A 21,648-nucleotide genomic window follows, 5' to 3' on the forward strand; every position below is an offset into this window, starting at 1 on the left:
CAACGGAAACTTAACTTGCTGGTCCCTCCCGGACCGGAACACGGGGCGCGTCCGCTGCGCCCCTTTTCGCTTGGTACGACCAGCCCCGCGCACGGGGCCGATCAGGCTCACTCTTCGCTGCTGGCAGCCGCCGGTGCGGGCGTTTCGACCGCCGCCTCGGCGTTGCCGCCGGACAGGGTCTGCATCTCCGACTCGGTCAGGCCGGACGCGCCACGGCGACGCTGGGCGTGGTAGGCCAGGCCGGTGCCGGCCGGGATCAGACGGCCGACGATCACGTTTTCCTTCAGGCCGCGCAGCGTGTCGCTGGTGCCGCGGACCGCCGCCTCGGTGAGGACGCGGGTGGTTTCCTGGAACGACGCCGCCGAGATGAACGACTCGGTGGCCAGCGAGGCCTTGGTGATGCCCAGCAGCACCGGGTCGTACTTGGCCGGCAGTTCGTTGCGAGGCACCAGGCGGGCATTTTCCTCGATGACGCGCTGGCGCTCGGCCTGCTCGCCGTTGAGGAACTTGCTGTTGCCCTGGTCGGTGATCTCGACCTTGCGCAGCATCTGCCGGGTGATGACCTCGATGTGCTTGTCGTTGATCTTCACGCCCTGCAGGCGATACACGTCCTGGATTTCCTTGACCAGGTAGGCGGCCAGCGGCTCCACGCCGAGCAGGCGCAGGATGTCCTGCGGGCTCGGCTCGCCGTCGACCACGGTCTCGCCCTTGGCCACGTGCTCGCCTTCGAACACAATGATCTGGCGATACTTCGGGATCAGCTCTTCGTGTTCCGAACCATCGGTGTCCTTGATGATCAGGCGCTGCTTGCCCTTGGTGTCCTTGCCGAAGCTGATGATGCCCGAGCGCTCGGCCAGGATCGCGGGATCCTTCGGCTTGCGCGCTTCGAACAGATCGGCCACGCGCGGCAGACCACCGGTGATGTCGCGGGTCTTGGACGCTTCCTGCGGGATCTTGGCGACCACGTCGCCCACGCCCACCGCCGCACCGTCCTGCAGGTTGACGATCGAGCGCGGCGGCAGCAGGTACTGCGCCGGCAGATCGGTGCCCGGGATGGTCAGGTCGTTGCCCTTGCCGTCGACGATGCGCACGATCGGGCGCAGGTCCTTGGCCTGGGCGCCGCGACGCTTCGGATCGGTGATCTCGCGCGAGGCCAGGCCGGTCAGATCGTCGGTCTTCTCGATGACGGTGACGCCGTCGATGAAGTCGATGAAGCGGATGAAACCGGCCACTTCCGACACGATCGGGTGGTTATGCGGATCCCAGTTGGCGACCGACTGGCCGGCCTTGACCGCGTCGCCGTCCTTCGCGGTGATCGTGGCGCCGTAGGCCAGCTTGTAGCGCTCGCGCTCGCGGCCGTGGCCGTCGAGCACGGACAGTTCGCCCGAACGCGACACCGCCACCAGCGAACCGTTGGCGTGCTCGACCGACTTGAGGTTGTTGAACTTGATCGAACCGGTGGTCTTGACCGTGATGTTGTCCACCGCCGCCGCACGCGAAGCTGCGCCGCCGATGTGGAAGGTACGCATGGTCAGCTGGGTACCCGGCTCGCCGATCGACTGCGCGGCGATGACGCCGACCGCTTCGCCGATGTTGACCAGGTGACCGCGCGCCAGGTCGCGGCCGTAGCAGCGGGCGCACACGCCGAACGAGGATTCGCAGGTGATCGTGGAGCGCACCTTCAGCGTCTGCACGCCGGCCTCTTCCAGCTTGGCCACCCACTGCTCGTCGAGCAGCGTGTTGCGGGTGACGATCGGATCCTCGTCGTTGCCCGGCAGGAACACGTCCTCGGCCACCACGCGACCGAGCACGCGATCCTTCAACGGCTCGACCACGTCGCCGCCTTCCACGATCGGGGTCATGGTCAGGCCGTCGCTGGTGCCGCAATCCGGTTCGGTGATGACCACGTCCTGCGCCACGTCGACCAGACGCCGGGTCAGGTAACCCGAGTTGGCGGTCTTCAGCGCGGTATCGGCCAGACCCTTACGCGCGCCGTGGGTGGAGTTGAAGTACTCCTGCACGTTCAGGCCTTCGCGGAAGTTGGCCTTGATCGGGGTCTCGATGATCGAGCCGTCCGGACGCGCCATCAGGCCGCGCATACCGGCCAGCTGACGGATCTGCGCCTGGCTACCACGCGCACCGGAGTCGGCCATGATGTAAAGGGAGTTCATCGACTTCTGGTCGATGATCTCGCCCTTGGCATTGGTGACCTTCTCGGTACCGATGGTGTCCATCATCGCCTTGGCGATGCGCTCGTTGGTGCGCGACCAGATGTCCACGACCTTGTTGTAGCGCTCGCCGGCGGTGACCAGACCGGACTGGTACTGCTCCTGGATTTCCAGCACTTCCTGCTCGGCTTCGCCGAGGATGCCCTTCTTCTCCGACGGGATCAGCATGTCGTCGATGCCGATCGACACGCCGGCGCGGGTCGCGTAGGCGAAGCCGGTGTACATCAGCTTGTCGGCGAACACGACGCTGTCCTTCAGACCCAGCTGGCGGTAGCTGGAGTTGATCAGGCGGCTGATGTTCTTCTTGGTCAGCTCGGTGTTGGCCAGCGCGAACGGCAGGCCGTCCGGCAGGATTTCGGCCAGCAGCGCGCGCCCGATCGTGGTGTCCACGATCGAGGTCTTCTTGCTGCGGCTGCCGTCCTCGTCGATCACCGTCTCGGTGATGCGAACCTTGACCTTGGCGTGCAGTTCGACGACGCGGTTGTCGTAGGCGCGCTTCACTTCGGCGATGTTGGCGAACACCATGCCCTCGCCCTTCTTGTTCTCCAGGGCGCGGCTCATGTAGTACAGGCCCAGCACCACGTCCTGCGACGGCACGATGATCGGCTCGCCGTTGGCCGGCGACAGGATGTTGTTGGTGGACATCATCAGCGCGCGCGCTTCCAGCTGCGCTTCCAGCGACAGCGGCACGTGCACGGCCATCTGGTCGCCGTCGAAGTCGGCGTTGAACGCGGTACACACCAGCGGATGCAGCTGGATCGCCTTGCCTTCGATCAGCACCGGCTCGAACGCCTGGATACCCAGGCGGTGCAGGGTCGGCGCACGGTTCAGCAGCACCGGGTGCTCGCGGATGACCTCTTCCAGGATGTCCCAGACTTCGGCTTCTTCGCGCTCGACCAGCTTCTTGGCGGCCTTGATGGTGGTGGCCAGGCCGCGACGCTGCAGCTTGGCGAACACGAACGGCTTGAACAGCTCCAGCGCCATCTTCTTCGGCAGGCCGCACTCGTGCAGGCGCAGGGTCGGGCCGACCACGATGACCGAACGGCCGGAGTAGTCCACGCGCTTGCCGAGCAGGTTCTGGCGGAACCGGCCCTGCTTGCCCTTGATCATGTCGGCCAGCGACTTCAAAGGCCTCTTGTTCGTGCCGGTGATGGCACGGCCGCGACGGCCGTTGTCCAGCAGCGCATCCACCGATTCCTGCAGCATGCGCTTTTCGTTGCGCACGATGATGTCCGGCGCATTGAGCTCGAGCAGGCGACGCAGTCGGTTGTTGCGGTTGATGACGCGGCGGTACAGGTCGTTCAGATCGGAGGTCGCGAAGCGGCCGCCGTCCAGCGGCACCAGCGGGCGCAGATCCGGCGGCAGCACCGGCAGCACGGTCATCACCATCCACTCCGGACGGTTGCCCGACTCGAGGAAGGCTTCGACCAGCTTGATGCGCTTGGTCAGACGCTTGAGCTTGGTTTCCGACCCGGTGCCGGCGATCTCTTCGCGCAGGCGGGTCATTTCCGACTGCAGGTCGATCGTGCGCAGCAGCTCGTACACCGCCTCGGCGCCCATCGCGGCGTCGAAGTCGTCGCCGTGCTCCTGGCGCGCGGTCAGGAACTGCTCTTCGGTCAGCAGCTGGCGGCGCTCCAGGGCGGTCAGGCCCGGCTCGGTCACCACATAGGCTTCGAAGTACAGCACGCGCTCGATGTCGCGCAGGGTCATGTCCAGCATCAGGCCGATGCGCGACGGCAGCGACTTCAGGAACCAGATGTGCGCGACCGGCGAGGCCAGGTCGATGTGGCCCATGCGCTCGCGGCGCACCTTGGCCAGGGTCACTTCGGTGCCGCACTTCTCGCAGACCACGCCACGGTGCTTCATGCGCTTGTACTTGCCGCACAGGCACTCGTAGTCCTTGATCGGACCGAAGATCGCGGCGCAGAACAGGCCGTCGCGCTCGGGCTTGAAGGTACGGTAGTTGATCGTTTCCGGCTTCTTCACTTCGCCGAAGGACCACGAACGGATCAGGTCCGGCGAGGCCAACGCGATCTTGATCGCGTCGAAGTCCAGCGTCTGGCGCTGCTGGTTGAAGAGGTTGAGCAGGTCTTTCATGGTGTTTCTCCGAAAGGAGGAATACGTGTCGATGGGCTGTCAGAGCGCTGCGGCGGCGCGGGTGCCCTGCGGCACCCGCGCCTGCGCGATCAGTCTTCCAGTTCCATGTTGATGGCCAGCGAGCGGATTTCCTTCACCAGGACGTTGAAGGATTCCGGCATGCCCGCGACCATCTCGTGCTCGCCGTCGACGATGTTCTTGTACATCTGGTTGCGGCCCTGCACGTCGTCGGACTTCACCGTCAGCATTTCCTGCAGGGTGTAGGCCGCGCCGTAGGCTTCCAGCGCCCAGACTTCCATTTCGCCGAAGCGCTGGCCACCGAACTGCGCCTTGCCGCCCAGCGGCTGCTGGGTGACGAGCGAGTACGGACCGGTGGAGCGCGCGTGCATCTTGTCGTCGACCAAGTGGTTCAGCTTCAGCATGTGCATGTAGCCGACCGTGGTGTGGCGATCGAACGCCTCGCCGGTGCGGCCGTCGTACAGCTGGGTCTGGCCGCTGATCGGCAGGTCGGCGAGCTCGAGCATGTGCTTGATCTCCGCTTCCGTCGCACCGTCGAACACCGGGGTGGCCATCGGCACGCCGTCGGTCAGGTTGCCGGCCAGGCGCAGCAGCTCCGCGTCGCTGAACTGATCCAGGTCCACACGGTCCTCGCCCAGCTTCTGGTCGTGGTTGTAGATCTGGGTCAGGAACTTGCGCAGGTCGGCGACCTTGGTCTGCGCCTCGAGCATGTTCTGGATCTTGCGACCCAGGCCCTTGGCGGCCCAGCCCAGATGCACTTCCAGCACCTGGCCGATGTTCATGCGCGACGGCACGCCGAGCGGGTTCAGCACGATGTCAACGGTCTCGCCGTTGGCCATGTACGGCATGTCCTCGATCGGCTGGATCATCGACACGACACCCTTGTTGCCGTGGCGACCGGCCATCTTGTCGCCGGGCTGAATGCGGCGCTTCACCGCCAGGAACACCTTGACCATCTTCAGCACGCCCGGGGCGAGGTCGTCGCCGGCGGTGATCTTGCCGCGCTTGTCGGCGAAGCGACGCTCGAATTCCTTCTCGTGCGCCTGGATCTGCTTCTGCGCGCGCTCGATCGCGTCGGACGGCTCCTCGTCCTTCATACGCAGCGCGAACCAGTCGGACTTCTTCAGCCCGTCCAGGTACGCGTCGGTGACGGTGTCGCCCTTCTTCAGGTTCGGACCGCCGTTGGCGACCTTGCCGATCAGCTGGGTGCGCAGACGCGCATAGATCGCGCTTTCCAGGATGCGGAACTGGTCGTCGAAGTCCTTCTTGACCCGCTTGATCTCGTTTTCCTCGATCTGGCGGGCGCGCTTGTCCTTCTCGATGCCGTCGCGGGTGAACACCTGCACGTCGATGACGGTGCCGTCCATGCCCGGCGGCACGCGCAGCGAGCTGTCCTTCACATCGGAGGCCTTCTCGCCGAAGATCGCGCGCAGCAGCTTCTCTTCCGGGGTCAGCTGGCTCTCGCCCTTCGGCGTGACCTTGCCGACCATGATGTCGCCGGCGCGCACTTCGGCGCCGATGTACACCACGCCCGACTCGTCCAGGCGGTTCAGCGCCTGCTCGGACACGTTCGGGATGTCGGCGGAGATTTCCTCCGGCCCCAGCTTGGTGTCGCGCGCCACGCAGGTCAGCTCTTCGATGTGGATCGTGGTGTAGCGATCCTCTTCCACCACGCGCTCGGAGAGCAGGATGGAGTCTTCGAAGTTGTAGCCGTTCCACGGCATGAACGCGATCAGCATGTTCTGGCCCAGGGCCAGTTCGCCGATGTCGGTCGAGGGACCGTCGGCCAGCACGTCGCCGCGCGCGATCACGTCGCCCACATTGACCAGCGGACGCTGGTTGATGCAGGTGTTCTGGTTGGAACGCGTGTACTTGATCAGGTTGTAGATGTCGACGCCGGCATCGGTGCCGCCGCCGATCTCTTCCTCGTTGACCTTGACCACGATGCGGCCGGCGTCGATCTGTTCGATCACGCCGCCACGGCGCGCGTTCACGGTCACGCCCGAGTCGCGCGCCACGGCGCGCTCGATGCCGGTACCGACCAGCGGCTTCTGCGCACGCAGCGTCGGCACGGCCTGGCGCTGCATGTTCGCGCCCATCAGTGCGCGGTTGGCGTCATCGTGCTCCAGGAACGGCACCAGCGCCGCCGCGATGGACACGGTCTGCATCGGCGACACGTCCATGAAGTGCACTTCGGCCGGCGGCTTCAGCAGCGACTCGCCCTGGTAGCGGCACGGCACGAACTGCTCGGTCAGGCGGCTCTTGGAATCGTGCAGCGCGTTGGCCTGCGCGATCACGTACTCGTTCTCTTCGATCGCCGACAGGTATTCGACGTCGTCGGTGATCTGGCCGTCCACGACCTTCCGGTACGGCGTCTCCAGGAAGCCGTACTGATTGGTGCGGGCATACACCGCCAGCGAGTTGATCAGGCCGATGTTCGGGCCTTCCGGCGTCTCGATGGTGCAGACGCGGCCGTAGTGGGTCGGATGCACGTCGCGCACTTCGAAGCCGGCGCGTTCGCGGGTCAGACCGCCCGGGCCCAGCGCGGAGACGCGGCGCTTGTGCGTCACTTCCGACAGCGGGTTGTTCTGATCCATGAACTGCGACAGCTGCGAGGAGCCGAAGAACTCCTTGATCGCGGCGGCCACCGGCTTGGCGTTGATCAGTTCCTGCGGGGTCAGGCCTTCGGATTCGGCCATCGACAGGCGCTCCTTGACCGCGCGCTCGACGCGGACCAGGCCCACGCGGAACACGTTCTCGGCCATTTCGCCGACCGAACGCACGCGACGGTTGCCGAGGTGGTCGATGTCGTCGACCACGCCGCGGCCGTTGCGGATCTCGGTCAGGACCTTGATCACTTCCAGGATGTCGGAGCTGTCGGCATGCTCGGCGACCAGGCGCTTGGACTCTTCGTCGTTGCGCTCGCCGAAGTACTTCTTGTCGTACAGCACCGACTCGCCGGTGACTTCCTTGCGGCCGACACGGCGGTTGAACTTCATGCGGCCGACCGTGGACAGGTCGTAGCGCTCGAAGGTGAAGAACAGGTTGTGGAACAGGTTCTGCGCGGCATCCTTGGTCGGCGGCTCGCCGGGACGCATCATGCGATAGATCTCGACCAGCGCTTCCAGCTGGGTCTTGGTCGGATCGATGCGCAGGGTGTTGGACAGGTACGGACCACGATCCAGATCGTTGACCCACAGCGTGCCCACGGCGTCTACGCCGGCCTTGCGGAACGCGGTCAGCTGATCTTCGCTGATCTCGTCGTTGGCGCTGGCCAGCAGTTCGCCGGTCGAGGCATCGACCACGTCGTGCGACAGGATGCGGCCGACCAGGTACTCGTCGGGCACGGCCAGCGCGGCGACGCCGGCGGCTTCCAGCTGCTTGACGTGGCGCGCGGTGATGCGCTTGCCGGCCTCGACGATGACCTTGTCGCCATCGGCCAGGTCGAAGTTCAGCGTCTCGCCGCGCAGGCGCTCGGGCACCAGCTCCAGCTGCACGCCTTCCTTCGGGTCGATGTGGAAGGTGTTGATCTCGAAGAACTCGGCCAGCATCTCTTCGTTCGAGTAACCGAGCGCGCGCAGCAGGATCGACACCGGCAGCTTGCGGCGGCGGTCGATACGGGTGAACAGCGCGTCCTTCGGGTCGAACTCGAAGTCCAGCCAGGAACCGCGGTACGGGATGATGCGGGCGCTGTACAGCAGCTTGCCCGAGCTGTGGGTCTTGCCGCGGTCGTGGTCGAAGAACACGCCCGGCGAACGGTGCAGCTGCGAGACGATGACGCGCTCGGTGCCGTTGACGATGAAGGTGCCGTTGTCGGTCATCAGCGGGATTTCGCCGAGATAGACCTCCTGCTCCTTCACGTACTTGATGGCCTTGGTCGAGGACTCGCGGTCGTAGATCACCAGGCGCACGGTCACGCGCAGCGGGGCGCCGTAGCTCATGCCGCGCTGGCGGCATTCACGCTCGTCGAACACCGGGTCGCCCAGCTTGTAGCCGACGTACTCCAGGGCCGCGTTGCCGCTGTAGCTGGAGATCGGGAACACCGATTTCAGGGCCGCGTGCAGGCCGTGGTCCGAACGCTTGTTCGGATCGGTGTTTTCCTGCAGGAATTCGCGGTAGGAATCCACCTGGATCGCCAGCAGGAACGGCACTTCGAGGATCGAGCGCTGCTTGCCGAAATCCTTGCGGATACGCTTCTTTTCGGTGAACGAATAAGACGTCATGAGGTATCACCTTGGCTGTGCGGGCCGCGCGTCCGCGGCCCTGAGTGAACATAAATTGTCAGTTGGAAGTCGCTGGTATTGCCGGCACCAGCACGCCTTCTCTTGCTACTTCCAACTACCAACTCGATGAGGCTGGGAATCGGGAATGGAGACACGGGAATCGGGAGAGCACGCGACGCGGCTTTTCCGATTCCCCATTCCCTATTCCCGGTTCCCGCCTGAAACGGCCAAAGGCCGGGGACTTGCGTCCCCAGCCTTCGATGCATCACCTGACACGCTGGCGATGCAAGATGCCGATTACTTGATTTCGACGGTCGCGCCGGCGGCCTCGAGATCCTTCTTGAACTTCTCGGAATCTTCCTTCGACACGGCTTCCTTGACGGTCTGCGGAGCACCTTCGACGAGGTCCTTCGCTTCCTTCAGGCCCAGGCCGGTGATGGCGCGGACGGCCTTAATGACTTCGACCTTCTTCTCGCCGATAGCCTTCAGGATGACGTTGAACTCGGTCTGCTCTTCGACCGGGGCAGCAGCAGCGGCCGGGCCGGCAGCGGCGACCGGGGCGGCGGCGGAGACGCCAAACTTCTCTTCGATGGCCTTGACCAGCTCCATCACTTCCATGAGGGTCTTTTCGGCGATTGCGTCGACGATCTGTTCGTTAGACAGGGACATTGTGATTACCTTTGGAATTTTTTTCTGGATGAGGTTCTAGTGAACCGTTTCAGGTGTCGCGAACTTAAGCCGTTTCGGCCGGGGCTTCTTCCGCTGCGGCGGGGGCTTCTTCGCCACCACCGAGCTTGTCGCCCACTGCCTTGACCGCGCGTGCAAACATGCTCGCCGGCTCGGCGAGGACGCGTGCCAGCATGGCCAGCGCCTGCTCGCGGGTCGGCAGCGATGCCAACACCTCGAGGTGAGCGGCCGGATACAGCTGGCCACCCATCGACACGACCTTGGCTTGCAGCTTGTCGTTACCCTTGGCGAATTCCTTGATCAGACGACCGGCAGCGCCGGGTTCTTCCGTCGAGAACGCATACAGCAGCGGACCGACCAGCGCGTCCTGGACGCACTCGTATTCGGTACCGGCAACGGCACGCGCGGCCAGGGTGTTCTTGACAACACGCAAGTACACACCGGTTTCGCGCGCCTTCTTGCGCATCGCGGTCAGCTGGGCGACCGTGATGCCGGCGTACTCGGCAGCAACCAAGGAGTGAGCCTTCGCGGCAACGTCTGCCAGTTCGGCGACGACTTCTTGCTTCTGGGACAGATTGAGAGCCATTGCACTCCTCCGTTAAAGCAGAGAGTCGGGATTGGTGATTCGGGATTCGTCAGGAGCGATACCGCCGCCCTTGCCAATCCCCGATCGCGAATCGCGAATCCTCGCTTCAAACAAACTCCGCTTGCGGCTCCTGCCGCTTGCGGTCCTGGGCGGCCTCCATCCTGGATGCCGGGGACGCCGAATGGCATCCCAGTTGGTGGCCGTTCCAGACCTGGAGTGAGCGCGCTCGGGAAACCCCGAACTGGCCTGAACCAGAAAAACTCCAGAAAGGCGGCACCATCTACGCCGGCGCGTCCCCGAGGGGACTGGATTAAGCGATCCCGCTGTACCGACGGCGACTCCTTGCCATATCGAGCTTCCGTGCCCGTCGTCGGTATGCGCCGACCGCGCCTGCGGTCTTTGACGGCTTCGCTCCGGGTTGCCCCTCGGCGACGCCTTCAAAAGGGTGGAACCGGCGACGCCCCTCGCGGAGCGCCGCCGTATCGCGAATTACTTCAGGGACAGCGAAGCCTGATCGACGGTGACGCCCGGACCCATGGTCGAGCTCACCGAGATCTTCTGCAGGTAGGTACCCTTGGACGTGGCCGGCTTGGCCTTGACCAGGTCCATCAGCAGCGCCTGCAGGTTGTTCTTCAGCGCTTCGTCTTCGAAGCTGGCCTTGCCGATGGTGCAATGGATGATGCCGGCCTTGTCGGTGCGGTAGCGCACCTGACCCGACTTGGCGTTCTTCACCGCTTCGGCCGGATTGGCCGACACGGTGCCGACCTTCGGGTTCGGCATCAGGCCGCGCGGGCCCAGCAGCGTGCCCAACTTGCCGACGACGCGCATCGCGTCCGGGGTGGCGATGACCACGTCGTAGTTCAGGTCGCCGGCCTGCATCTTCTCGGCCAGGTCGTCCATACCGACGGCTTCGGCGCCAGCGGCCAGGGCTTCGTCAGCCTTGGCGCCGGCCGGGGCGAACACCGCCACGCGCACGCTCTTGCCGGTACCGGCCGGCAGCACGGTGGAACCGCGCACCTGCTGGTCGGACTTCTTGGCATCCACGCCCAGGCGCACGGCCACGTCGACGGCTTCGACGAACTTGGCCTTGCTGGTGGACTTGAGGATCTTCAGCGCTTCGTCGATCGAATACGCCTTGCCCGGCTGCACGGCAGCACGGATTGCTTTCTGTCGCTTGGTCTGTGCCATCGCTTAACCCTCCACCGTCAGGCCCATGCTGCGGGCGGAACCCGCAATCGTACGTACCGCCGCTTCCAGCTCGGCTGCAGTCAGGTCGGCTTCCTTCGCCTTGGCGATCTCTTCGAGCTGCTTGCGGGTGACCTTGCCCACCTTTTCGGTGTTCGGGCGCTTGGAACCGGAGGTGACGCCTGCCGCCTTCTTCAACAGCACGCTCGCAGGGGTGCTCTTGGTGATGAAGGTGAAGGTACGGTCCGAATAGGCCGTGATGATGACCGGAGTGGGCAGGCCCGGCTCCAGCTTCTGCGTGGCGGCATTGAACGCCTTGCAGAATTCCATGATGTTCAGGCCGCGCTGACCCAGCGCAGGACCGACCGGCGGCGAGGGATTGGCCTGACCGGCCTTCACCTGCAGCTTGATGTAACCGACTACTTTCTTTGCCATTTCAGTGGTCTCCGGGTGCTAGCGCCCAACTTGCAGGCTCCCCATCGCGACGGGAAAATCACGTGTCCCGCCATCACGTTTGAAGTGCGCAGAAAGCCGCCTTGCGGCGGCTTCCGGCCCTGCCAGGCGGCGAGCCTGGACAGCGAGCCGCGCAGTATAGCAGAGATTTTGGCGTCCGGCGCAGCTGCGCCGGCGCGGGCTCAGGCCTTCTCGACCTGGCCGAATTCCAGCTCCACCGGGGTGGAGCGGCCGAAGATCAGCACCGCGACGCGCAGGCGGCTCTTCTCGTAGTTGACTTCCTCGACCACGCCATTGAAGTCGTTGAACGGGCCATCGGTGACGCGGACCATTTGGCCCGGCTCGAACAGTACCTTCGGACGCGGCTTCTCCACGCCATCCTGAACGCGCTGCAGGATCGCATCGGCCTCTTCGTCGCGGATCGGCAGCGGGCGATCGGCGGTGCCGCCGATGAACCCCATGACCTTCGAGGTTTCCTTGACCAAGTGCCAGCTTTCGTTGTCGATGCGCGGGATGCCGGCTTCTTCGTGGGTCTCGATCTGCACCAGCACGTAGCCCGGAAAGAACTTGCGCTCGGAACGGCGCTTCTGGCCGGAGCGCATTTCGATCACTTCCTCGGTCGGCACCAGCACGTCGCCGAAGCGCTCCTGCATCTCGTCACGCACAATGCGGTCGCGCAGCGCTTGGGCCACGGACTTCTCGAAGCCTGAATAGGCGTGAACGACATACCAACGCTTCACTGCTGCACTCTCCTCAACGACTCACGAACCACTGCATCAGCTTCTGGATCAGGAAATCGAACCCACCCAGCAGCAGACTCAGAATGATCACCACCACGATCACGACCCAGGTGGTGCGGATCGCTTCCTGACGGGTCGGCCAGACCACCTTGCGCAGTTCGAACCGGGACTCGGACACGAACTCGCGGGACTCGCGCCCCTTGGCGGTCAGCAGAAACACCGCGGCGGCCGCAACCAGGCCGACGATGACCGCCAGGCCACGCAGCGGCCCGGACCAGCTACCCAGCTGCGTCGCACGACTCGGCTCGCCGAACCAGAACCAGACAAACAGGCCCGCAACCACCAGCAAGGCAGCGATGACGTACTTGACGATATCGCCACCAGTGGATGCGGCGTTGCCTTTGGAATGCTCGATCTTGCTGTTCATCCGACTCTTGCGGCTATGCGACCAAGGTCACTGGATAGGGTGCGGCAAATTGGCACGCCAGGAGGGACTCGAACCCCCAACCTGCGGTTTTGGAGACCGCTGCTCTGCCAATTGAGCTACTGGCGTGTAGTAAGAACGATTGCACTTCCCTTAGACGGCGAAGGCGGACCGAAGGTTCCGGCCCGCCCTTCGCTGAACCCGGCGGCCGAAGCCGCCTGCACATCGTCAAACTGCGGCGACCGAAGTCGCCGCAGCGGGCATTACTTGATGATCTTGGCTACCACGCCGGCGCCGACGGTACGGCCACCTTCGCGGATCGCAAAACGCAGGCCTTCGTCCATCGCCACCGGGTTGATCAGCGTGACCACCATCTTCACGTTGTCGCCCGGCATCACCATCTCCACACCTTCCGGCAGCTCGCAAGCGCCGGTGATGTCCGTGGTGCGGAAGTAGAACTGCGGACGGTAGCCCTTGAAGAACGGGGTGTGACGGCCGCCTTCGTCCTTCGACAGCACGTAGACTTCGGCTTCGAACTCGGTGTGCGGCTTGATCGAACCCGGCTTGCACAGCACCTGGCCGCGCTCCACGTCGTCACGCTTGGTGCCGCGCAGCAGCAGACCGGCGTTGTCGCCCGCCTGGCCCTGGTCCAGCAGCTTGCGGAACATTTCCACGCCGGTGACCGTGGTCTTCTGCGTGGCGCGGATGCCGACGATTTCGATTTCGTCGCCCACCTTGATGATGCCGCGCTCGATACGACCGGTCACCACGGTGCCGCGGCCGGAGATCGAGAACACGTCTTCCACCGGCATCAGGAACGGCTTGTCCACGTCGCGCTGCGGCTCCGGGATGAACGTATCCAGCGCTTCCACCAGCTTCAGGATCGACGGCACGCCGATCTCGCTCTGGTCGCCTTCCAGCGCCAGACGCGCCGAACCGTGGATGATCGGGGTGTCGTCGCCCGGGAAGTCGTACTTGCTCAGCAGCTCGCGCACTTCCATCTCGACCAGCTCGAGCAGCTCGGCGTCGTCGACCATGTCGGCCTTGTTCAGGAACACCACGATGTGCGGCACGCCGACCTGGCGCGACAGCAGGATGTGCTCGCGGGTCTGCGGCATCGGGCCGTCAGCGGCCGAGCACACCAGGATCGCGCCGTCCATCTGCGCCGCACCGGTGATCATGTTCTTGACGTAGTCCGCGTGACCCGGGCAATCGACGTGCGCGTAGTGACGGTTCGGGGATTCGTACTCCACGTGCGCGGTCGAGATCGTGATGCCGCGCGCCTTCTCTTCCGGCGCCGCGTCGATCGCGTCGTATGCCTTGAACTCGCCGCCGAAGCGCTCTGCGCCGATCTTGGTCAGCGCCGCGGTCAGCGTGGTCTTGCCGTGGTCGACGTGACCGATGGTGCCGACGTTGACGTGCGGCTTGGTGCGCTCGAACTTACCCTTGGCCATGGCTGCTTCTTCTCGGTGATCGTAGAAAGATTTGAAGACTGAAGATGGTGCTCACGAAAGGAATCGAACCTTCGACCTCCTCCTTACCAAGGAGGTGCTCTACCGACTGAGCTACGTGAGCGTAGTTCTATTGTGACACAAGCGCGTTCAATGGAGCGGGAGACGGGAATCGAACCCGCACCATCAGCTTGGAAGGCTGAGGTTCTACCGTTGAACTACTCCCGCTACGGGATGCCGCACTGCCACAACATAAAAACTGGTGGAGGGAGGTGGATTCGAACCACCGAAGGCGTAAGCCAGCAGATTTACAGTCTGCCCCCGTTGGCCGCTTGGGTATCCCTCCAGCTACCCGTCCCGACCAGGCCGCAAGGCCGAAATCAGTACGGGGTGAAACAGCCCGCTATTCTTCCCTGACATCCCTGCCTTGTCAACAGTATTTTGACGCGATGTCGCAGGAAACGCGCACCGCGTGCGCCACGCCCGCGGCACGGCGCGAACGCGCGCATGCGGGTCAGACGTTGAAGCGGAAATGCAGCACGTCGCCTTCCTGCACGCGGTATTCCTTGCCCTCCAGGCGCAGCCGCCCGGCCTCGCGCGCGCCGGCTTCGCCCTTGTACTTGATGAAGTCGTCGTAGGCGATGGTTTCGGCGCGGATGAAGCCCTTCTCGAAATCGGTGTGGATCACCGCGGCGGCCTGCGGCGCGGTCGATCCGGCCTTCACCGTCCACGCGCGCACTTCCTTGACCCCGGCGGTGAAATAGGTCTGCAGCCCGAGCAGCGAATACGCCGCGCGGATCACCCGGTTCAAGCCCGGCTCGGCCAGGCCCAGGTCGGCCAGGAAGGTGTCGCGGTCGGCGTCGTCCAGCTGCGACAGCTCTTCCTCGATCGCCGCCGACACCGGCACCACTTCGGCGCCCTCGGTGGCGGCACGCGCGCGCACCGCATCCAGGTGCGGATTGTTCTCGAAACCGTCCTCGAGCACGTTGGCGATGTACATCACCGGCTTGAGCGTGAGCAGGAACAGATCGCGCACCAGCGCCTTCTCTTCCTCGTCCAGGCCCGCAGTGCGCCCGGCCTTGCCGTCGGCCAGCGCGGCCTGCAGCTTGGCCAGCACCGGCTTGCGCGCGGCCGCATCCTTGTCGCCACCCTTGGCGCTGCGCTCGGCGCGGTTCAGCGCCTTCTCGACGCTGTCCAGGTCGGCCAGGGCCAGCTCGGTGTCGATGGTCTCGATGTCCGAGATCGGATCGACCTTGTTGTTGACGTGGATGACGTCGGCGTTCTCGAAGCAACGCACCACGTGGGTGATCGCATCGACCTCGCGGATGTGCGCCAGGAACTTGTTGCCCAGGCCCTCGCCGCTGGCCGCGCCGGCGACCAGGCCGGCGATGTCGACGAACTCGACCGCGGTCGGCACGACCTTCTGCGGATTGATGATCTTGGACAGCTCGCCCAGCCGCGGATCCGGCACCGGCACCACGCCGATGTTGGGCTCGATGGTGCAGAACGGGAAGTTGGCCGCAGCGATGCCCGCCTTGGTCAGCGCATTGAACAGAGTCGACTTGCCGACATTGGGCAGGCCGACGATGCCGCATTTGATGCCCATGGTTCACTTCCGGGATTTGGGATTCGGGATTGGAGATTCGCCACGCCGCAAGGCCACGAATCCCCAATCCCCAATCACGAATCCCTGCTCGTATGCAGCCGCTTCATCGCCTCGTTGAAATCGCCCTGCACCGCCAGCGGCAGTACGGCGATGGCGTCGTCGATGGCGCGGTCGATCAGGATCTGGTCGTCCTTGCTTGCACGCCCCAGCACCCAGGGTACGACCTTGTCCTTGTGCCCGGGATGGCCGATGCCGATGCGCAGCCGATGGAAACCGGCATGCCCGAGCAGGCGAATGGTGTCGCGCAGCCCGTTCTGCCCGCCATGGCCGCCGTCAAACTTGAGCCGCGCCATACCCGGCGCCAGATCCAGCTCGTCGTGCGCCAGCAGCGCCTGCGCCGGTTCGATCTTCCAGTAGCGCAATGCGGCGGTCACCGACTTGCCGCTGAGATTCATGAAGGTGGCCGGTTTCAACAGCCATACCGCCTGCCCGGCCACATCGACCTTGGCGGTTTCGCCGAACAGCTTGGCGTCCACGCTCCAGCGCGCGCCGGCCCGCTCGGCCAGATGTTCGACAAAACGAAACCCGGCGTTGTGCCGGGTGTTCGCGTGTTCGGCTCCGGGATTACCCAGACCGACGATCAGACGCAGACCAGTCATGCCGCAGCATCGCCGCGGCGCCCGGACCAGACGGTCCGGGCGCCGCGCAGGCGATTACTTGCCGTCCTTCTTCGCCGGCTCGGCCGCGGCCGGGGCCTCGGTCGCTTCCGGCTCGGCTTCGACACGGCCGTGCTTGGCGATGACCACCGCCACGTCGTGCTCCTTGCCCAGCTTCAGCTCCGGCAGCTCGACGCCGGCCGGCAGCTTCAGATCGGACAGGTGGATCACGTCGCCGACGGACAGCGCGGACAGGTCGACTTCGACGAACTCCGGCAGGTCCTTCGGCAGGCACACGACCTGGATCTCGTTCAGCTCGTGGGTGACGACCACTTCGGCCGACTTGCCGGCCGGCGAGGTGTCCTCGTTGAGGAAGTGCAGCGGCACCGAGGCATGCAGCACCTCGTTGTCGTTCACGCGCTGGAAGTCGATGTGCAGGATCAGCTGCTTGAACGGATGGCGCTGCATATCGCGCAGCAGCACCTTCTGGATGTCGCCGTTCAGGCTCAGGCTCAGGATCGACGAATAGAACCAGTCGTTCTGGCTGGCGAGCCAGACTTCGTTGTGGTTGAGCTCGATGTTGACCGGCTTCAGTTCGCCACCGTAGACGATGGCGGGGATCAGGCCGTCGCGACGGAGGCGGCGGCTCGCACCCTTACCCTCGACCTCGCGGCGCTGAACCTTGATTTCATGTGTGGTTGCCATTTGCGTTTACTACCTTGGTTGAATGAACCGCCTCGCGGCGGTTTTGAGGACTCTTCCGCGACCAGAAGAGTCGTTGGAAAGCCGGGATTCGGCATTCGGGATTGGGGATTCGCAACAGCGCCTGCTCTGCGAATCCCCAATCCCGAATCCCCAATCCCGGCCTTTAATCAATCGACGTACAGCGAACTCACCGACTCGCCGAAGGCGATGCGGCGGATGGTTTCGGCCAGCAGCTCGGCGACGCTGAGCTGGCGGATCTTGTTGCAGCCGCGCGCGGCGTCCGACAACGGAATCGTGTCGGTGACGACCAGTTCGTCGAGCTGCGAATTGCTGATGTTGCTGACCGCCGGGCCGGACAGCACCGGATGGGTGCAGTACGCGGCCACCTTCAGCGCGCCCTGCGCCTTCAGCGCGGCCGCGGCGGCGCACAGGGTGCCGGCGGTATCGACGATGTCGTCGACCAGCACGCAGGTCTTGCCTTCGACGTCGCCGATGATGTTCATCACCGTGGACACGTTGGCGCGCGGGCGGCGCTTGTCGATGATCGCCAGGTCGGCGTCGTCCAGGCGCTTGGCCACGGCGCGGGCGCGGACCACGCCGCCCACGTCCGGCGACACCACGATCAGGTTGTCGGTGCCGTAAGCGCGCCAGATGTCGGCCAGCAGCAGCGGCGAGGCGTAGACGTTGTCGACCGGGATGTCGAAGAAGCCCTGGATCTGGTCGGCATGCAGGTCCACGGTCAGCACGCGGTCGGCGTTGACCGCGGTGAACATCTTCGCCGCGACCTTGGCGGTGATCGGCACGCGCGAAGAACGCATGCGCCGGTCCTGCCGCGAGTAGCCGAAGTACGGCACCACCGCGGTGACACTGGCGGCGCTGGCGCGCTTGAGCGCGTCGATCAGCACCAGCAGCTCCATCAGGTTCTCCGCGCTGGGCGCGCAGGTCGGCTGGATCACGAACACTTCCTGCCGGCGCACGTTCTCCTCGATCTCCACCTGCACTTCGCCATCGGAGAAGCGCGACACCATCGCCTTGCCCGGACGCACGCCCAGCTCCTTGCAGATGCTCTTGGCAAGCGGCTTGTTGGCATTGCCGGAGAACACCAGCAGGTTACGTTGATCTTGCATGAGAGTGTCTCGGGCGGCGGCGAATGTGCAACGAAGAAACAGCATGGAAAGCGGGAAAAACCAGGCGAAGCGACGCTTCTACCTGTTGAACCCCCGCACATGGATGTGCGGGCTTTTGCAGAGGGATCTGCATACATAATTGGCAGGGGCGGTAGGATTCGAACCTACGAATGCCAGGATCAAAACCTGGTGCCTTGGGCCTCTTGGCGACGCCCCTGCATGAAACTGTTGCTATGCCTCCAGCGCATCGAGCAGCGGCGAACGGGTCACGCCGCCAGCCACCCAGGCGCGCAATCCGTCCGGCAAGGCCGCCAGCGCACGCACGGCGGCAGCGCGATCGGCGAACTCGACGAAACACCCGCTCCCCGACCCGGTAAGGCGCGGCGTGCCGATCTGCGCTAGCGCCTGGAACACGGCCTGGATGGCCGGTTCGCGGCGGAGCAGCACCGGCTCGAACGCATTGCCGAGCAGGAAACCTGAAACGAAGTCGGCCATTTTCGCGGGCGCGGCATCCCGCGTCAAATCCGGGGCCTGGAACAGCGCCGCGGTGGGCACATGAACCCCCGGATCGGCCAGCACGTACCAGGCCGGCGGCAGGCGCAATGGCGTCAGCCGTTCGCCTACGCCCTCGGCCCAGGCGTCGCGGCCGCGCACGAACACCGGCACGTCCGCGCCCAGCGCCACGCCCAGGCCGGCCAGCGCATCCTCGTCCAGTCCGGCGCCCCACAGCGCATTCAGCGCGACCAGCGCGGTCGCCGCGTCGGACGAGCCACCGCCAAACCCACCGCCGGCAGGAATGCGTTTTTCGACGCGGATATCGACACCTTGGGCGATCTTGGCGTGTTTTTGCAGCAGCCGCGCGGCCCGCACCAGCAGGTCGTCGGCCTCGGCGACGCCCGGCACGGAGTCGCCGAGCCGCGCCACCACGCCGTCGGCGCGCACGCGCAGATGCACGGTGTCGCCCCAATCGAGCAGGCGGAAGACGGTCTGCAGCGCGTGGTAGCCGTCGGCGCGGCGGCCGGTGATCTGCAGAAACAGGTTCAGCTTCGCCGGGGCCGGCCAGGCCGACCAGCCGCCCTCTCCCACTGCGCTCATGGCGCGGCGAAGTCCCACTGGTCCAGCAACAGGCGCACCTTGGCGTCGCCGTTGCGCGCCTCGATGCGCCGCGGCAAGGCCGGACGGCCGTCGCTGGGCGGGTACCACTCCTGGAACTGGATCTCCCAGCCCATCTGCCGCAGCGCCTGCGGACGCCCTTCGGCGTCGTAGCTCACCTGCTCCGGCGCGCCTGCGTCCACCGCAACCTGCCCACGCACCCAATCCGGCAGCAGATTGACCGGAATCTCCCAACCTGTGGCCTCGAGCAGCAGCTGCTGCGCGTCCTCGCCTGCGCGCGGACCGCCCTCCAGCCCTTCCAGACGGCCGCCGCCGCGCTGGCTGTCGCCGGTCAGGCGCCAGCTCTGCCGGGTCACCGGCGCGCTGAGCTCGATCCGGTACTGGCGCTGCTGCTGCGCCCAGTCGATGCGGCCGCTGCCACCGTTGCGGCCCTTGGTGATCGCCACCCGGCCCTGGAACGACCATTGCGGATGCGCCTGCAGCCAAGCGCCGCGGGCCGCTTCAGCCTGGCGCGCGGCCTCGCCGAGCGGCGCGCTTGCGGCCGGCGGCGCCTGCCGCGGCGCCAGCGAAGTACAGCCGGCCAGCGCCAGCAACGCCGTCAGCGCCCATGCCGCGCGCAACGCCGCCCTCACGGCGCGACCTTTTCCATCGCCCGCTGCAGCGCGCGATTCTTCGGATCGAGCTTGCGTGCCTCGTCGAAGTATTTGCTTGCCTCGTCGTGCTTGCCCTGCTCCCACAGCACCTGGCCGATGTGCGCGGCGATCTCCGGATCCTTGAACAGAGTCCAGGCGCGGCGCAGCTGCACCAGCGCTTCCTGGGTCTTGCCCAGCCGGTACAGCACCCAGCCATAGCTGTCGATGATCGCGGCGTTGTCCGGATCGGCGGTACGCGCGCGATCGATCAACTGCAGCGCCTCGCGGTAGCGATGGGTGCGGTCGGCCAGGGTGTAGCCGAGCGCATTGAGCGCGGCCACGTTCTCCGGCTCGGTGACCAGGATCTTGCGCAGGTCGGCTTCGGCACGGTCGATGCGGTCGCGCCGCTCCCAGGCCAGGCCGCGCGCGTACAGCAGCGCGTTGTCGTCTGGATAGGCGGCCAGGCCGCGCTCGAACACCTGCAGCTCGCCGTCGTCGTCGCCGCTGCGCTGGCGCAGTTCCGCCTCCAGCACGTAGGCATCGCGGCGCGCGGCATCATCGGCCTCGGCATCGTCCTGCAGCGCGCGCGCCTCGCTGAAGGCGGCGTCCTTCTGCCCGAGTTCGTACAGCGCGCCGGCGGTGCGCAACCGCGCTTCGTTGCGCAGCGGGCCGCCCGGCACGCCGCGGTACCAAGTCACCGCTTCCTGATAGCGCTTCAGGAACTCGGCGATCTTGCCGAGCAGCAGGCGCCGCTCCGGGTCAGGCTGCGCCGCGCCCTTGCGCAACTCCTCGTACAGCGCGCTCAGCGCCGCGTTGTCCTGCAGCTTGGCCAGCATCGAGGCGCGCAGGCCGTAGTTCTGGGTGTTCTGCGGACCGAGCGCCAGCACCCGCGCCGCCGCGGCGGTGTCGCCGATCGCGTCATAGGCGTAGGCCAGCGCGCCGCGCAATTCCGGGTCGGCCGGCGCCTTGGGCTCCACGCCCTGCAGCAGCGCCCGCGCCTGCTCGGTCTTGCCGGCCTGTTGCAGCTGGGTGGCGTGCAGCAGGGCCACCCGCGGCTCTTCCGGGAAGCGCTTGACCAGCTGATCGACGATGCGCTCGGCCAGCTTCGGCTGCTCCAGGCGCAGCGCCAGGCGCCCGAACTCCTGCCAGGCCTCGAGCTGATCGGGGATGGCATTGGCGTCGAGCAGTTGGTCCAGCACTTTCGCCGCCACTTCCGGATCGCGGTTGCCGCTGACCAGCGCCACCAGCGCATAGCGCCAGCCGCGCGCGTCCTTGTCGCGCAGCAGCGCCACCAGCAGGCCGCGCGCCTGGCGCAGATTGCCGTTGCGCAGCGCCAGCGAGGCCTCGGCACTGCGCATCGGCAGCGACTCCGGCGCGCGCTGGCGCCACAGCGCCAGGGCCTGCGCCGCGGCCGCGTTGTCGTTGGCCAGCATGGCGATGCGGGTGGCGCGCTCGGCCAGGCCGGCATCGCCGGGTGCCTCGTTCGCCGCCTCCAGGTACCAGTGCGAGGCATCGGCCAGCTGCCCGGCCTGCAGCGCGAACTCGCCGGCCAGCACCGGCGTCAGCGAGGACGCAGCGGCGCTCGGCGGCAGCTTGGCGGTGGCCGTCGGCGCGGCGGCGGCGGCACCGGTGGCCGGCAGCGCGGCGAGCGCCGACAGCAATAGAACGATACGGATGCGAATCAATGCGGGCATCGGGGGCAACCGGGCCGTAAAAT

General features: G+C 65.7%; 16 protein-coding genes and 5 tRNA genes. All 21 read right to left on the reverse strand.

Translation table 11 applies throughout. From position 1 onward, the window contains the following. Window positions 1-107: 107 nt before the first annotated feature. The 21 genes from rpoC to HEP75_RS16820 all read right to left on the reverse strand — a co-directional run bounded on the left by rpoC (window position 108) and on the right by HEP75_RS16820 (window position 21,625). Window positions 108-4,325, reverse strand: a complete 4,218-nt coding sequence (gene rpoC, locus HEP75_RS16720; protein ID WP_185813740.1) for a DNA-directed RNA polymerase subunit beta' — start codon at window positions 4,323-4,325, stop codon at window positions 108-110. An 89-nt stretch (window positions 4,326-4,414) separates the two neighbouring features. Next, window positions 4,415-8,566 carry a DNA-directed RNA polymerase subunit beta gene (rpoB, locus tag HEP75_RS16725; RefSeq protein ID WP_185813741.1) on the reverse strand — a complete coding sequence of 1,384 codons (4,152 nt, stop codon included), beginning with the start codon at window positions 8,564-8,566 and terminating at the stop codon, window positions 4,415-4,417. A gap of 297 nt (window positions 8,567-8,863) precedes the next feature. Further along, a complete protein-coding gene (rplL, locus tag HEP75_RS16730) occupies window positions 8,864-9,235 on the reverse strand; it encodes a 50S ribosomal protein L7/L12 (protein ID WP_185813742.1) in 372 nt (123 codons plus the stop codon). A gap of 64 nt (window positions 9,236-9,299) precedes the next feature. Next, window positions 9,300-9,839: a 50S ribosomal protein L10 gene (gene rplJ / locus HEP75_RS16735; protein WP_185813743.1), complete on the reverse strand. Its 540-nt coding sequence runs from the start codon at window positions 9,837-9,839 to the stop codon at window positions 9,300-9,302. Between the two features lie 489 nt (window positions 9,840-10,328). Next, window positions 10,329-11,027: a 50S ribosomal protein L1 gene (gene rplA / locus HEP75_RS16740; RefSeq protein WP_185813744.1), complete on the reverse strand. Its 699-nt coding sequence runs from the start codon at window positions 11,025-11,027 to the stop codon at window positions 10,329-10,331. A 3-nt stretch (window positions 11,028-11,030) separates the two neighbouring features. Beyond that, entirely contained in the window at window positions 11,031-11,459 is a 429-nt protein-coding gene (gene rplK, locus HEP75_RS16745; protein ID WP_145699993.1) for a 50S ribosomal protein L11, read from the reverse strand. A gap of 200 nt (window positions 11,460-11,659) precedes the next feature. Next, window positions 11,660-12,217, reverse strand: coding sequence for a transcription termination/antitermination protein NusG (gene nusG / locus HEP75_RS16750; RefSeq protein ID WP_185813745.1), 558 nt, complete (start codon window positions 12,215-12,217; stop codon window positions 11,660-11,662). A gap of 13 nt (window positions 12,218-12,230) precedes the next feature. Then, window positions 12,231-12,644 (reverse strand): preprotein translocase subunit SecE, encoded by a 414-nt coding sequence (gene secE / locus HEP75_RS16755; protein ID WP_185813746.1) that lies wholly within the window; start codon window positions 12,642-12,644, stop codon window positions 12,231-12,233. A 50-nt stretch (window positions 12,645-12,694) separates the two neighbouring features. Further along, a tRNA-Trp gene (locus tag HEP75_RS16760) sits at window positions 12,695-12,770 on the reverse strand. Between the two features lie 134 nt (window positions 12,771-12,904). Next, on the reverse strand, window positions 12,905-14,095 hold the full coding sequence (gene tuf / locus HEP75_RS16765; protein ID WP_060747701.1) for an elongation factor Tu: 1,191 nt from the start codon (window positions 14,093-14,095) through the stop codon (window positions 12,905-12,907). A 45-nt stretch (window positions 14,096-14,140) separates the two neighbouring features. After that, window positions 14,141-14,216, reverse strand: a tRNA-Thr gene (locus HEP75_RS16770). Between the two features lie 30 nt (window positions 14,217-14,246). After that, window positions 14,247-14,320, reverse strand: a tRNA-Gly gene (locus tag HEP75_RS16775). Between the two features lie 32 nt (window positions 14,321-14,352). After that, window positions 14,353-14,438 (reverse strand) — tRNA-Tyr (locus HEP75_RS16780). A gap of 168 nt (window positions 14,439-14,606) precedes the next feature. Continuing rightward, the gene (gene ychF / locus HEP75_RS16785; protein ID WP_185824260.1) at window positions 14,607-15,698 is read right to left on the reverse strand and encodes a redox-regulated ATPase YchF; all 1,092 of its coding nucleotides are present in this window, start codon (window positions 15,696-15,698) and stop codon (window positions 14,607-14,609) included. A 74-nt stretch (window positions 15,699-15,772) separates the two neighbouring features. Beyond that, window positions 15,773-16,357 carry an aminoacyl-tRNA hydrolase gene (pth, locus tag HEP75_RS16790; protein WP_185824261.1) on the reverse strand — a complete coding sequence of 195 codons (585 nt, stop codon included), beginning with the start codon at window positions 16,355-16,357 and terminating at the stop codon, window positions 15,773-15,775. Window positions 16,358-16,411: 54 nt separating this feature from the next. Next, complete coding sequence (locus HEP75_RS16795) at window positions 16,412-17,059, reverse strand: 50S ribosomal protein L25/general stress protein Ctc (RefSeq protein ID WP_185820870.1); 648 nt, start codon at window positions 17,057-17,059, stop codon at window positions 16,412-16,414. 167 nt (window positions 17,060-17,226) lie between these two features. Next, window positions 17,227-18,186: a ribose-phosphate diphosphokinase gene (locus HEP75_RS16800; protein ID WP_185813750.1), complete on the reverse strand. Its 960-nt coding sequence runs from the start codon at window positions 18,184-18,186 to the stop codon at window positions 17,227-17,229. Between the two features lie 140 nt (window positions 18,187-18,326). Continuing rightward, window positions 18,327-18,403: transfer RNA gene (locus HEP75_RS16805), tRNA-Gln, on the reverse strand. A gap of 14 nt (window positions 18,404-18,417) precedes the next feature. Continuing rightward, on the reverse strand, window positions 18,418-19,281 hold the full coding sequence (gene ispE, locus HEP75_RS16810) for a 4-(cytidine 5'-diphospho)-2-C-methyl-D-erythritol kinase (RefSeq protein ID WP_185824262.1): 864 nt from the start codon (window positions 19,279-19,281) through the stop codon (window positions 18,418-18,420). Next, the gene (lolB, locus tag HEP75_RS16815) at window positions 19,278-19,931 is read right to left on the reverse strand and encodes a lipoprotein insertase outer membrane protein LolB (protein WP_185824263.1); all 654 of its coding nucleotides are present in this window, start codon (window positions 19,929-19,931) and stop codon (window positions 19,278-19,280) included. Before lolB ends, ispE begins: the two co-directional genes overlap by 4 nt. Continuing rightward, complete coding sequence (locus HEP75_RS16820) at window positions 19,928-21,625, reverse strand: tetratricopeptide repeat protein (protein WP_185824264.1); 1,698 nt, start codon at window positions 21,623-21,625, stop codon at window positions 19,928-19,930. Before HEP75_RS16820 ends, lolB begins: the two co-directional genes overlap by 4 nt. Between the last annotated feature and the right edge of the window lie 23 nt (window positions 21,626-21,648).

It is taken from the genome of Xanthomonas sp. SI (assembly GCF_014236855.1).
In the GTDB taxonomy this organism is placed as follows: domain Bacteria; phylum Pseudomonadota; class Gammaproteobacteria; order Xanthomonadales; family Xanthomonadaceae; genus Xanthomonas_A.